At 75.4% G+C, this 12,940-nt stretch carries 9 protein-coding genes; 7 read left to right on the top strand and 2 right to left on the bottom strand.

Going from position 1 to position 12,940, the window contains the following annotated elements; translation table 11 throughout:
- The first annotated feature begins 127 nt into the window (after window positions 1-127).
- The 4 genes from ACFV18_RS32580 to ACFV18_RS32565 are packed head-to-tail and all read left to right on the top strand — an operon-like array spanning window position 128 to window position 6,489.
- Window positions 128-3,226 carry an amino acid adenylation domain-containing protein gene (locus ACFV18_RS32580; protein ID WP_380488933.1) on the top strand — a complete coding sequence of 1,033 codons (3,099 nt, stop codon included), beginning with the start codon at window positions 128-130 and terminating at the stop codon, window positions 3,224-3,226.
- A 10-nt stretch (window positions 3,227-3,236) separates the two neighbouring features.
- Window positions 3,237-4,493, top strand: a complete 1,257-nt coding sequence (locus ACFV18_RS32575) for a nucleotide disphospho-sugar-binding domain-containing protein (protein ID WP_380488931.1) — start codon at window positions 3,237-3,239, stop codon at window positions 4,491-4,493.
- Window positions 4,493-5,740: a nucleotide disphospho-sugar-binding domain-containing protein gene (locus ACFV18_RS32570; protein ID WP_380488930.1), complete on the top strand. Its 1,248-nt coding sequence runs from the start codon at window positions 4,493-4,495 to the stop codon at window positions 5,738-5,740. Before ACFV18_RS32575 ends, ACFV18_RS32570 begins: the two co-directional genes overlap by 1 nt.
- Before the next feature lie 14 nt (window positions 5,741-5,754).
- Window positions 5,755-6,489, top strand: a complete 735-nt coding sequence (locus ACFV18_RS32565; RefSeq protein ID WP_380488928.1) for an NAD-dependent epimerase/dehydratase family protein — start codon at window positions 5,755-5,757, stop codon at window positions 6,487-6,489.
- Between the two features lie 7 nt (window positions 6,490-6,496).
- Here ACFV18_RS32565 and ACFV18_RS32560 read toward each other — a convergent pair whose 3' ends face one another.
- Window positions 6,497-7,135, bottom strand: coding sequence for a TetR/AcrR family transcriptional regulator C-terminal domain-containing protein (locus ACFV18_RS32560; RefSeq protein ID WP_380488926.1), 639 nt, complete (start codon window positions 7,133-7,135; stop codon window positions 6,497-6,499).
- A gap of 154 nt (window positions 7,136-7,289) precedes the next feature.
- Here ACFV18_RS32560 and ACFV18_RS32555 point away from each other — a divergent pair, with 154 nt between their 5' ends.
- Window positions 7,290-8,300, top strand: coding sequence for a ketoacyl-ACP synthase III family protein (locus ACFV18_RS32555; RefSeq protein ID WP_380488925.1), 1,011 nt, complete (start codon window positions 7,290-7,292; stop codon window positions 8,298-8,300).
- 44 nt (window positions 8,301-8,344) lie between these two features.
- Here the strand turns inward: ACFV18_RS32555 and ACFV18_RS32550 are convergent, their stop codons facing one another.
- On the bottom strand, window positions 8,345-9,997 hold the full coding sequence (locus ACFV18_RS32550) for an MDR family MFS transporter (protein ID WP_380488924.1): 1,653 nt from the start codon (window positions 9,995-9,997) through the stop codon (window positions 8,345-8,347).
- A gap of 323 nt (window positions 9,998-10,320) precedes the next feature.
- Between ACFV18_RS32550 and ACFV18_RS32545 the strand changes: the two genes are divergently transcribed.
- Window positions 10,321-11,481: a nucleotide disphospho-sugar-binding domain-containing protein gene (locus ACFV18_RS32545; RefSeq protein ID WP_380488923.1), complete on the top strand. Its 1,161-nt coding sequence runs from the start codon at window positions 10,321-10,323 to the stop codon at window positions 11,479-11,481.
- A gap of 164 nt (window positions 11,482-11,645) precedes the next feature.
- Entirely contained in the window at window positions 11,646-12,866 is a 1,221-nt protein-coding gene (locus tag ACFV18_RS32540; RefSeq protein WP_380488922.1) for a nucleotide disphospho-sugar-binding domain-containing protein, read from the top strand.
- Window positions 12,867-12,940 lie beyond the last annotated feature (74 nt).

The following is a 12,940-nucleotide window of genomic DNA, read 5'->3' as shown; positions in this document are numbered from 1 at the left end:
GCCCCGGCGGGCCGGCCGTTGCGTGTCGTGCCCAGGGTTCCCAGCGGGATTCGAGCAGCCGTCGTCCGGCCGACAGCAGGCTGTGAGCCGTACCGACCAGCCCCGCAGACCAGACAGGAGACACCAGATGGCGCACCCGGTGCAGCCGGACCCGGTTCCGAGCCCCTACCGGCGGGGCGAGACCATGCACGGACTGTTCCGGTGGAGCGCCGAACGCACCCCCGACGCGACCGCCCTGGTGGACGGCGAACGGCGGATCGGCTACCGGCAGCTCGACGACGCCTCCGACGACTTCGCCGCCGCCCTGGAGGACGCCGGGGTCGGCCCCGGCCGGATCGTCCCGCTGCTGCTGCCGCGCGGCCCCGAACTGGTCGTCGCCATGCTGGCCGTGCTCAAGCGCGGCGCCGCGTACGCCGCCCTCGACCCGCGCTGGCCCGCCGACCGCACCGCCGGCCTGGTCGCCCAGCTGGACGCCCCGCTGCTGGTCACCGACCTGCCCGGCGACTGGCCGGTCCCGGTGGCCGCACCGCCCGCCGACCCGGCCGTGCCGCCTGCCGCAGCTGTCCGCCGCCCCACCCCGGTCGAGGTGCGCGGCGAGGACATCAGCAGCGTCTTCTTCACCTCCGGCACCACCGGCGCCCCCAAGGGCGTGCTCTCCCCGCACCGCGGCACCGTCCGGCTGTTCGACGACTGCGCGTTCTCCGACTTCGGCCCCGGCACCGCCATCCTGCAGCTCGCCGCCTCCCCCTGGGACGGTTTCACCTGCGACTGCTGGGGCGCGCTGCTGTGCGGCGGCAAGGTGGTGTTCACCGACTCGCTGCTGCTGCCCGACACCCTGCGCACGCTGATCGCCACCGAGGGCATCACCCACGGCTTCATCACCACCTCGCTGTTCAACATGATCGTCGACGAGGGCGTGGACGCCTTCACCGGCATGCGCAAGGTGCTGATCGGCGGCGAGAAGGTCTCGCCCCCGCACGCCCGCCGCTTCCTGGAGCGGCACCCCGGCATCCCGCTCGGCAACGGCTACGGCCCGGTCGAATGCACCGTGTTCGCCACCGAGTACGAGATCACCGCCGCCGACTGCGACTCCCCGGACGGCATCCCGCTCGGCCGGGCGCTGCCGCACACCGAGGCGTACGTGCTGGACGGCGACCGGCTCTGCGCGATCGACGAGGAGGGCGAGATCTGCCTGGCCGGCGACGGCCTCGCCCGCGGCTACCTCGACCCCGAACTGACGGCCCGCAAGTTCGTCGAGGTCGACATCGAGGGCCGCGCCGTCCGGGTCTACCGCACCGGCGACCGCGGCCGCCTGCGCGCCGACGGGCTGCTGCGCTACGGCGGCCGGATCGACCGGCAGGTGAAGATGCGCGGCCTGCGGATCGAGGTCGAGGAGATCGAGGCGCACGCCGCCGCCGTCCCCGGCGTCGCCGACACCGCCGTCGTCCCGGTGTTCGGCCCCGACGGCGCGTGCACTTCGCTGAGCCTGTTCTTCACCAGCCAGGACACCCCGCCGCTCGACCCCGACGGCCTGCGCGCCGAGCTCGCCGCCGCGCTGCCCGGCTACATGGTGCCCGCCGGGCTGATCCGGCTGGAGCGGATGCCGCTCACCGCCAACTCCAAGCTCGACCGCAAGGCCCTGGACGCGCTCGCCGCCGAAACCCCGGCCGCCGCCGCCGACGAGGCCGAGCAGACCGACGGCCCCACCGAACGGGCCGTCGCCGACGCCTTCGCCGCCGTCCTGCGCCGGCCGCACGTCCCGCTCGGCGCCTCCTTCTTCGACCTCGGCGGCAACTCGCTGGACGCCGCCCGGCTGTGCGCCCGCCTCGGCGCCGACGGCCACACCGCGGCCGCCGCCCAGCTGTACCGCACCCCCACCGTGCGCACCCTCGCCGCCTGGCTCGACCGGGCCGACCCCGACACGCCCGCGGCCGCCGGGACCGGCCTGCCCGCCGGCGCCGTCGAACTCACCTCCATGCAGGACGTGTTCCTGGTCCTCGACGACATCTCCGCGTTCGCCTGGCGGCTCGACGGCGACCTCGACCCGGCCGCGCTGCGCGCCGCCGCCGGCGACCTGCACCGCCGCCACCAGGCCCTGCACGCCCGCTACGAGTCCCGCGGCCGCTCCCTCGCCCTGCTGCCCGAGCAGATCGGCGAACCCGAGTTCGCGCAGCTCCCCGACGCCGACGAAGCCACCGCTGCCCAGGCGCTCCAGGACCACCTGAAGGGCCGGCTGTCGGTCGGCGCCGGCCGGATCTGGCGGACCGCCGCCGTCCGGATCCCGGCCGCCGGCGCCTGGCTGATCGGCGTCGCCGTGCACCACATCGCCTTCGACGGCTGGTCCCAGGCCCTGCTCGCCGAGGACCTCTCCACCGCGTACACCGCCCGGGCCCGCGGCGAGCAGCCGGTCTTCGCCCGCCCCGCCGCCACCCTCGCCCAGGCGGGCGAGGAGCACCGCCGGCACCTCGCCCGGGTCGACCTGGACGCCCAGCGCTCCTTCTGGGCCGCGGAACTGGCGGGCATCCAGGCACTGGAGCTGCCCGGCGCGAGCCCGGCCGGCGCCCCGGTCGGCCCGGTGCGCACCGACCGGATCCGGCTCGCCGCCGAGGACCGCGCCCGGCTGGACGCTGCCGCCCGGGACGCCGGCAGCACCCCGTTCACGCACTGGTACACCGCGCTGGTCGGCGTGCTGCGCGGCCTGACCGGGCAGCAGGACGTCACCGTCGGCGTGCCCGCCGCCCGGCGCGGCGGCCCGCGGATGGACGCCACCGTCACCACCCGCGTCGACCTGCTCTGCCTGCGTGCCCGCCCCGGCGGCGAAGGCCCCGCCCGGGCCGTCGGCCGGGCCCTCGCCCACCAGGAACTCCCGTTCCGCGACGTGGTGATGGCGCTCGCCCTGGCCGGCCAGGACATCGGCCGGCTGCTGGCCGCGCCGCTGTTCGTCCTCCAGGACGACGCGCTGCCGCGGCTCACCCTGCCCGGCCTGTACGCCACCCCGCTCGACCTGGACGAGGAACACGCCGCGCAGGCCCTGGTGATCGAGGTCCGCCCGCTGCCCGACGGCGCCGCCGAGGTGGTGGTCCGCACCCGCGCCGACCTGCTCCCGGACGGCCTCGGCGAGCGGATCGGCCGCGAACTGGTGGCAGCGGCACAGGAATTCGCGCGACCCGCAGCGGGCCGCGCCGGGACGGGGCCCGTGCCGACCGGCGCGGCGCCCGTGGTGTGAGGAGCGAGTCGTGCGGGTGTTGTTCACGGTGTCGGACTGGTTCGGCCACTGGTCGGCGATGGTGCCGCTGGGCTGGGCGGCGCAGGGCGCCGGCCACGAGGTGCGGGTGCTGTGCGCGCCCTCCCAGGCGGACGCGCTGTCCCGGGCCGGGCTGACCGCCGTCCCGCTGCTGGACGGCTGGGACATGGCCTTCCAGGGCCGGCTGCAGAACTACCTGAACGCCGGGAAGGGCCTGTGGCCCTACCCCGAGCCGCCGCTGCACCCCGTCACCGGGCAGCCGCTGGCCGACCTCGCCGACTTCGACCTCGGCGGCTGGTTCGGCGAGAACCTGCCCGCCCTGGTCGAGCGCGCCCGGCGGTCCACCGACGCCGCCGTCGGGTACGCCCGCCACTGGCAGCCCGACGTGCACGTCCACGACCTGGTCAGCATCGAGGGGCTGCTGCTCGGCCGGGTGCTGGACGTCCCGTCCGCCGTCCACCTGTGGGGCCCGGCCGGGACCGAGGAGAATGAGCCCGGACTGACCCTGGTGCCCGTCGACATGAGCAAGTCCTTCGAACGGTACGGCGTCGGCGAACCCGGCTTCGGGCAGGTCACCCACGTCATCGACCCCAACCCGGCGAGCCTCGCGCCCGCCCTGCCGGGCGCCGAACGGCTGCCCGTGCGGTTCGTGCCGTACAACGGGCCCGGCGCGGAGCCCGACTGGCTGGCCGGGCTGCCCGACCGGCCCCGGGTGTGCGTGGTGTGGGGGACGTCGGTGTCCGAGATGTTCGGCGAGGTCTCCTTCACCGTGCCGCAGGTGATCGAGGCGCTGGCCGCCCTCGACGTCGAGGTGGTGCTCACCCTGACCGGCGCCGACCGCGAACGCCTCGGCGAACTCCCCTCCAACGTCCGCCTGCTGGAGCGGGTGCCGCTGCACCTGCTGCTGCCGCACTGCGACCTGGTGGTGCACCACGGCGGCGCCGGCTGCGTGATGACCGCGCTCGCCGCGGGCGTCCCGCAGCTCGCCCTGACCAACGGTGTCGAACAGCGGCTGAACGCCGACCGGATCGCCGCCGCCGGCGCCGGGCTCGGCCTTTCCAACGCCGGACTGGAGACCGGGGCCGTCCGCGCGGCCGCCGCCGCGCTGCTCGGCGACCCCGCGCACCGGGCCGCCGCGCAGCGGCTGCGCGCCGAGTGCGAGGCCCGGCCCAGCGCCGCCGAACTGGTCGGCGCCCTGGAGGAGTTGGCCGCCGCCCGGCAGCCCGCCACGTTCGGCGGTGACCGCTGATGCGGGTGCTGTTCACCGTCTCGGACTGGCCCGGCCACTGGTCGGCGATGGTGCCGCTCGGCTGGGCGCTGCAGGGCGCCGGCCACGAGGTGCGGGTGCTGTGCGCGCCCTCGCAGACCGAGCCGCTGTCCCGCGCCGGGCTGACCGCCGTCCCGGTGCTGGACGGCTGGGACATGGCCTTCCAGGGCCGGCTGCAGAACTACGTCTCCGCCCGGGACGGCCAGTGGCGGTTCGCCGAACCCCCGCTGCACCCCGTCACCGGGCAGCCGCTGGCCCGGCTCGCCGACTTCGACCTCGGCGGCTGGTTCGCCCAGCACCACCCCGCCCTGGTCGCCGACGCCGCCCGCTCCACCGACGCCGCCGTCGCGTACGCCCGGCACTGGCAGCCGCACCTGGTGGTGCACGACCAGCTCAGCATCGAAGGCCCGCTGGTCGGCCGGGTGCTCGACGTCCCCGCCGTGCTCCAGCTCTGGGGCCCGGTCGGGCCCGCCGACGAGGGCGAAGGCCTGATCATGCTGCCGCCCGACTACAGCGGCGCCTTCCGGCGCCACGGCGTCGGCGACCTGGGGCCGCAGCACTACGCGTACGCGATCGACCCCTGCCCGCCCGCCGTCGCCCCGCCGCTGCGGGACGCCGCCCGCCGCCTGCCCGTCCGGTTCCTGCCGTACAACGGGCCCGGCGCGGAGCCCGACTGGCTGGCCGGGCTGCCCGAGCGGCCCCGGGTCTGCGTGGTGTGGGGGACGTCGGTGTCCGACATGTTCGGCGAGGTGTCCTTCGCCGTCCCCAAGGTGATCGAGGCCCTCGCCCCGCTGGACGTCGACGTGGTGCTCACACTCACCGGCGCCGACCGCGAACGGATCGAGGCCCGCGGCGAACTCCCGCCGAACGTCCGGCTGTTGGAACGCGTACCGCTGCACCTGCTGCTGCCGCGCTGCGACCTGGTGGTGCACCACGGCGGCGCCGGCTGCGTGATGACCGCGCTCGCCGCCGGCACCCCCCAACTCGCCCTGCCCAACGGCCTCGACCAGCACCGCAACGCCGAACGGATCGCCGCCGCGGGCATCGGCCTCGGCCTGCCCAACGCCACCGCCCGGGCCGACCACATCCGGACGGCCGCCACCACCCTGCTCGGCGACCCCGCCCACCGGGCCGCCGCCGCACGGTTGCGCGAGGAGAACGACCGCCGGCCCGCCCCGGCCGAGCTGGTCCGCACCCTCCAGGACCTGGCGGCCGTCGCCGCCCGCTGAAGGGACACGCAGACATGCACATCGTGGGAACCGGGTTCCTCGCCCGCAGCCTCGCCCCGATCGCCGACGCCCACCCCGACACCGTGGTGCTCGCCGCCGGCGTCTCCTGGGCGTCCGGCACCTCCGGCACTGACTTCGCCCGCGAAGCCGCCCTGCTGGCCGACACCGCCCGCCGCTGCGCCGCCGACGGACGCCGGCTGCTGTTCTTCTCCACCGCGTCCACCGGCATGTACGGCAACGCCAACGGCCCCGGCCGGGAGGACGAACCGGTCGAGCCCTGCACCCCCTACGGCCGTCACAAACTCGCCCTGGAAGGGCAGTTGCAGGACTCCGGGGCCGACCACCTGATCCTCCGCCTCGGCCACCTGGTCGGCCCCGGCCAGCCCCCGCACCAGCTGCTGCCCGCGCTGCTGCGACAGGTCCGCTCCGGCGCCGTGCAGATCCACCGCGGCGCGGCCCGCGACCTGATCAGCGTCGCCGACGTGATCACCGTCATCGACCGCCTGCTCGGCCTGGGCCTGCGCGGCGAAGTCGTCAATGTGGCCTCCGGGTTCGCCGTCCCCGTCGAACGGATCGTCGACCACCTGGAGCACCGCCTCGGCGTCCGCGTCGAACGCACCTGGAGCGACTCCGGCGCCCAGCACGCCATCGCCATCGAGCGGCTCACGGCCCTCGTCCCGGACGTCGCCCGGCACTTCGGCCCCGCGTACTACCGCCCCGTGCTGGACACCTTCCTGGCCGCGGCCTGACTCCCCGTCAGGCCGCTGCGGCCTTCCCCAGGTAGACCGTCAGGCCCTCGACCAGGATGTCCAGGCCCGCGGCGAAGGTCTGCCGGGAGGTGTCCGGCGACCACTGGGCGAGCCAGGCCGCCAGGTACGGGAACCGGCCGGCGTCGAACGACGGCGGCACGGCCCGCGGGTCCCCGCCGTCCACTCCGGGCGGCGGGCTGCTCTGCTCCTGCAGCACGAAGCCGGTCACGTAGCTCATCACGGTGTCGCCCGCGGCGGCCGTCGCCGCCAGCGGGGCGCCCGAGCGGCTGAGCACCTCCATCAGCCGGTCCGCGAAGCCCAGCCGGTTCGGCCCCAGCGCGGACGCGCCGGCCAGCAGGCGGGCGCCGTCCCGGTGCGCCAGCATCGCCTCCCGCATCGCCCGGGCCAGCGCCCCGGTCTGCTCGGCCCAGTGCGCGCCCGGCGGGCCCACCTCCGCGGGCACCTCGCCGAGGATCCGCTCGGCCAGCGCGTCCAGCAGGTCCTGCTTGCTGGAGACGTGCCAGTACAGCGCACCAGGGCGCACCCCCAGCTCGGTCGCCAGCCGGCGCGTGCTCAGGGCGTCCAGCCCGATGTCGTCCAGCAGCCTCATCGCGGCATCGACCACATCGGTCCGTTGCAGCGGCATCGGGCGTCACCTCGTTCTCTCCGCCGCGCCGGGGTGCCGGCGCGGCCAGGGGTCCCATCGTAGGGAAGCCGTATTCCAGAACACTTCGAGCCTGTCGCCGGAGAATCCGGGCGGTCCGGGGACCGCCCGGCACCCCAACTCCCAGGAGGAAACCGTGCAGGTCGACAGCGTCTTCTTGAAGGCCCTCGGGACATGTCTTCCCGACTCCGTCCCGCCGCCCGTACCCGATGCGCAGTCCTCCGAGGAGGGCGGCCTCACCGGGGCGCTGGTCGCCGGGGACGTGTCGCCGCCGGAACTCGCCGTCCGGGCCGTCCGGCAGGCCTTCGCCCGCGGCGGCGTCGACCCCGCCGACATCGCCGTACTGCTGCACGTCTCGGTCTTCCACCAGGGTCCGGACGGCTGGCTGCCGCCCTCGTACATCGCCCGCGAGACGCTCGGCACGTCCGTTCCCGGGATCGAGATCCGGCAGGGCTGCAACGGCATGTTCAACGCCGTGGAACTGGCGCTCGGCCAGCTCGCCCTCGACCCGTCCCGGGTCGGCGCGCTGATCACCTCCGCGGAGAACTTCGGCTCCCCGCTGGTGAACCGCTGGACCGCCCACCCCGGCTCGTACCTCGGCGACGGCGGCGTCGCCCTGGTGCTCGACCGGCGCGGCGGCTTCGCCCGGCTGCGTTCCCTGGCGACCGCCCTGGTGCCGCAGCTGGAGCAGCTGCACCGCGGCGCCGAACCGCTCTTCCCGCCCGGCGGAACCTCCGGCCGGCCGCTCGAATTCGGCCCCCGGGCCCGGGACTTCGCCGCGCTGAACCTGGTGCCCGACGGGCAGGAAATGCTCGGCCGGGCCCGTGACCGGGTGCTGTCCCAGGTGCTGGCCGAGGCCGACACCGCGCTGGACGAGATCGCCTGGGTGGTGTCGATGAACAACTCCCGCCCGCACGTGGCCAAGCGGCTCCTCGAACCGCTCGGTGTGCCGATGAGCCGCTCCGGCTGGGAGTTCGGCCGCAGCTTCGGCCACCTCGGGGCGAGCGACCAGTTCGTCACCCTGGAGCGGATGGTCGCGGCCGGCCGGGTCGCCCCCGGCGACAAGGTGCTGATGCTGGGCGTCGGGCCCGGCATCTCGATCGGCGGCGCGGTGGTCGAGGTCCTGTCCGTCCCGGACTGGGACTGACCGGCACGGCCGGGGCACCGCCCCGGCCGCTCCGGCCGCCGGGCTCATCGCGGGGCGCTCTCGGCGGCGCGCGGGCCCGTCGTCGCGTCCTCGGCCGGTCCGGCGAGGGTCGCGTCGCCCAACTCGCTGGCCAGCGCCTCGAAGTCGTCGATCTCGCGCAGCTGCATCTCCTTGAGCAGGAAGGAGAGCAGGAAGGCCACCAGCATCACCGCGCCGGCGATCAGGAACACCACGTCCAGCGAGTCGGTGAAGGCGTCCAACCCGGCGCTGCGGGCCGCCCCCGACAGGTGGACCAGGCCCTCCGGCTTGAGGCCGGCGGGCAGCCCGGGCGCGGAGCTCCCCGCGACGTTCGCGTCGAACCGGTTGGCCAGCACCGCCCCGAACACCGCGGCGCCGCAGGACTGGCCGAGCGTGCGCAGGAATATCGCCGAGGTGGTGGCCGAGCCCAGATCGGCGCTCGGCACCGAGTTCTGCACCGCCTGCACCAGCACCTGCATCAGCAGGCCCAGGCCCAGTCCGAGCAGCAGCAGGCCGCCCGCCAGCAGCCAGTACGAACTGGTCGCCGAGACCAGGCCGAGCACGCCCAGGCCGACCGAGGCCACCGCCGCGCCGATGATCGGGAAGATCCGGTAGCGCCCGTTGCGGGCCGAGATCACGATGCCGGAGCCGATCGAGGAGACCAGGATGCCCAGGATCATCGGCATCAGCCGGGAGCCGGTCGCGGTCGGGCCGAGGCCGTTCACCAGCTGCAGGTACAGCGCGACGTAGGTGATCGCGCCCATCAGGGCGAAGCCCACCACGAACAGCATCGGACCGGCCACCGCCACCGTCCGCACCCGGAACAGGGCCAGCGGGATCAGCGGCTCGGCCGCCCGCGCCTGCCGCCACACGAACAGCGCCAGCAGGGCCGCACCGCCCGCGCCGAGGGCCAGGATCACCGGGTCCGACCAGGCGTACTCGGTGCCGCCCCAGGTGGTCATCAGCAGCACCAGGCTGGTGCCGGCCGAGGCCAGCAGCGCGCCCAGGTAGTCGATCCGGTGCGAGCGCTGCTCGTGCGGCAGCTTCAGCAGGGTGATCACCATGGCGATGCCGACGATGCCGATCGGCAGGTTGACGTAGAAGATCCAGCGCCACGAGGTGTGCAGGCCGAACAGCGTGTGGTCGCCGGTCAGGTAGCCGCCGATGAGCGGGCCGCAGATGGTGGCGAGCGCGATCACGATGCCGGCGACGCCCTGGAACTTCGCCCGGTCCTTGGGTGCGACCGAACGGGCCATCAGGATCAGCGACACGCTGTACAGGCCGCCGGCGCCGATGCCCTGCAGTGCCCGGAACCCGATCAGCTGCCCCATCGACTGGGCGACACCGCACAGTCCGGAGGCGATCAGGAAGGCGATCGCGGAGATCACGAACACCCGCTTCGCGCCGAACAGGTCGGCGATCTTGCCGTACAGCGGCTGGGTCGCGGTGGAGCCCAGCATGTACGCCCCGATCACCCAGGACATCAGGCTGACGCCGTTGACCGGGTCGAGTTCGCGGGCGATCGGGAACACCGAGACCGAGGTGACGGTCTGGTCGAGGGCGCTCAGGAACGCGGTGAGGATCACGCCCACCAGGGCCCAGATCGTCCGCCGGCTCGGCCCGGCGCCGGTGGCCGGCGGGCCCGCGGGCCCGGGTGCGGTGGTCGGTGCGACGGACATGGCGAACTCTCCCGGAAAATTGAACGGTGACCAATTGGTCAGTGTTCAAGTTAGCTCCGGCCCCCTTGCCGCGCAAGCCCCGCGCGGCCCTCGCAAACCCCTCCCGAGCCGCCTCCCGCCGGGCTCCGAGCCGGACTTGAGCGGCGGCCCGCAGGCTCGGAGATCCGCCGCCCGGTGCCCGTCGACGACCGTGACCCGCACCCGCACGGGCGGCCGTGGCACCGGGGAGCGCGTCACGGAACCGCTCGGCCGAAGCCGCCCGACCGCCCACGAACACCGGCGAACACCGACGAACGCCGACGAACCGACGAGAGGACACCGCCGTGCGCGTCCTGGTGATGGCCAGCCCCGTACCCACCCACCTGCTCCCGCTGCTGCCGGTCGCCTGGGCCGCCCGGGCCGCCGGCCACGAGGTGCTGGTCGCCGGGCAGCCGGACCTGGTCGAGGCCGCCCGGGGCGGCGGTCTGTCGATCGCCGTGGTCGGCCACGAACAGCGGGAGATCGAGGAACGGCGGCAGCGCCGGATGCTCGGCCAGGCCGACCCCGGCGGCGACGGCGGCGCGCGCCGGGAGCCGCCGTGGAAGTCGCTGGCCGACCGCTGGCGGGCCCGGGTCGAGGACGTGCTGCCGGACGTGCTGCGGATCGCCGAGCGGTGGCGGCCCGACGTGGTGCTGGCCGACCCGCTGGAGTACGCCTCGCTGATCGTCGGCGGGGTGCGCGGCATCCCGGTGGTCCACCACCGGTGGGGCGTCGACTCGTTCACCAGCCGCGACTTCGACCGGATCCAGCAGGCGCTGGCCGGCATCTGCCAGGACCACGGCCTGCCCGGCCTGCCCGGCCCGGACCTGGTGCTCGACCCCTGCCCGCCCAGCCTCCAGCACCCGGACGCGGCACCCGCCCACCCCGTCCGGTTCGTGCCCAGCAACGGCGTCGGCCTGCGGCCCGACTGGGCGCCGAAGCCCGCCGGGACGCGCCGGATCTGCGTCTCGCTCGGGCTGCGCACCCTCGCGCTGGAAGGGCCCGCCGTGATCGCCGCCGCGCTGCGCGGCCTCGGCTCGCTGCCCGGCGTGCAGACCGTCGCCACCGTCCCGGCCGAGCACCGGGCCGGCCTCGGCGCGCTCCCCGCCTCGGTGCGGCTCGTCGATCCGACGCCGCTCGACCTGTTCCTGGACGGCTGCGACGCCGTGGTCCACCACGGCGGCAGCGGCACCGGCCTGGCCGCGATCGCCCGCGGCCTGCCACAACTCGTCCTGCCGCAGACCCCGTGGACCGCCGAGCACGCCGAACGCGTCACCGCGCTCGGCGTCGGGCTGAGCCTGCCCGCCGAGGAGCAGCAGCGCGACCCGGCCGCGGTGGCCGGCGCCGTCGCCCGCCTCCTCGACGAGCCCGCCTTCCGCGCCGCCACCGCCCGCCTGCGCGCCGAACTCCACGCCATGCCCACCCCGGCGGACGCCGTCACCGCCCTCGCGGCCCTCGCCGGCTGACCGAACAGTGGCCCTGGCCCACTGACCGAACAGCGGCGCTCACGGGCACGCCCGGCCCCGGCGGCCTTCCGTCCGGCTTCGATCGCGGGTCGAGCGGGCCGCCGGACGCTGGGGCCGCGTCCGCCGCAGCGGCGCATGCCGAACCGAGCGCATGGAGGAGAACAGTGCGCGTCCTCTTCACCACCTGGGCCTCCCCGTCCCACCTGTTCCCGATGGTTCCGCTGGCCTGGGCGTTCCAGGCGGCGGGCCACGAGGTGCGGGTCGCCGTGCCGCCCAACTGCACCGCCCATGTGACCGGGGCGGGGCTGACCCCGGTCGCGATCGGTCCCGTGCCCGAGGTGGTGGCGAAGAACGGGCCGGGGCGGCTGAAGGTCTGGCACTCGCAGCGGTCCTGGCCGGCCGACTGGCCGCTGCACCTCGACCAGCTGGACGAGGGGCAGCTCGGCCTGCTCCAGGCGCTGGCCGACCGCCAGGCGGCGACCGCCGAGGCGATGGTGCCCGAACTGCTGGAGTTCGCCCGGTACTTCAAGCCCGACCTGATCGTCCGGGACGCCGGCACCTACGCGGCCGCGGTGGTCGCCGACCTGCTCGGGGTGCCGATGGTCAGCCACCAGTGGGGCAGCCCGGCGGTGCTCGACGTCGAGCACGCCGCGCCCGGCGGTGCGCCGTGGCCCGGCTACCGGGCGCTGTTCGAGAAGTTCGGCGCGCAGGTCGACGACGGCGCCGGCGTGTTCGTCGACCCGTGCCCGCCGTCCCTGCAACTGCCCACCCCGGCCACCCGGTTGAACACCCGCATCGTGTCGTACAACGGCCCGGGCGGGCTGCCCGACTGGCTGCGGAAGGAGCCGGAGGCGCCCCGGGTCTGCATCACCTGGGGGGTCACCGCGGGCAAGCTGGACCCGAAGTCCGCGCTGCCCGAGCCGCTGCTCACCGCCAGCCGTTCGCTGGCGGCGGCCGGCCTGGAGGTGGTGCTCGCCGTCACCGAGGCCCAGCGCGAGCTGCTGGGGGAGCAGCCGACCGGCATCCGGGCGGTGTCGATGCTGCCGCTGCACCTGCTGCTGCCGACCTGCTCGGCCGTGGCGCACCAGGGCGGCGGCGGCACCGCGATGACCGCGACGGCGGCCGGCACCCCGCAGCTGATCCTGTCGCCGCGCCCGGAGCAGATGCTCACCGGCGACCGGCTGACCCGCGCGGGCGCGGCCCGGCACGTCCCGTACAACGAGCTGATCGAGGACGAGCGGGCCGGGCAGCGGGTGCACGAGGACGTGCTCGCGCTGGTCGAGGACCCGGCCCACCGGGCCGCGGCCGGCCGGCTGCGCGAGGAGTCGCAGGCGCAGCCCAGCCCGGCGCAGACCGTGGAGCGGCTGACCGCACTGGTGGGCTGAACGCGTAAAGGTGGGCCGAACGCGTAAAGGTGGGCCGAACGCGTAAAGGAGCGGCCCCGACCACCGGTCGGGGC

This window comes from Kitasatospora sp. NPDC059673 (genome assembly GCF_042734215.1).
Classification (GTDB): domain Bacteria; phylum Actinomycetota; class Actinomycetes; order Streptomycetales; family Streptomycetaceae; genus Kitasatospora.
This window is presented reverse-complemented; position numbering and strand designations above follow the sequence as displayed.

Excerpts from the sequence above, each read along its gene's own strand:
- ACFV18_RS32580 (WP_380488933.1), top strand. The coding sequence starts at position 128 with ATGGCGCACCCGGTGCAGCCGGACCCGGTTCCGAGCCCCTACCGGCGG.
- ACFV18_RS32570 (WP_380488930.1), top strand. The coding sequence starts at position 4,493 with ATGCGGGTGCTGTTCACCGTCTCGGACTGGCCCGGCCACTGGTCGGCG.
- ACFV18_RS32565 (WP_380488928.1), top strand. The coding sequence starts at position 5,755 with ATGCACATCGTGGGAACCGGGTTCCTCGCCCGCAGCCTCGCCCCGATC.
- ACFV18_RS32560 (WP_380488926.1), bottom strand. The coding sequence starts at position 7,135 with ATGCCGCTGCAACGGACCGATGTGGTCGATGCCGCGATGAGGCTGCTG.
- ACFV18_RS32550 (WP_380488924.1), bottom strand. The coding sequence starts at position 9,997 with ATGTCCGTCGCACCGACCACCGCACCCGGGCCCGCGGGCCCGCCGGCC.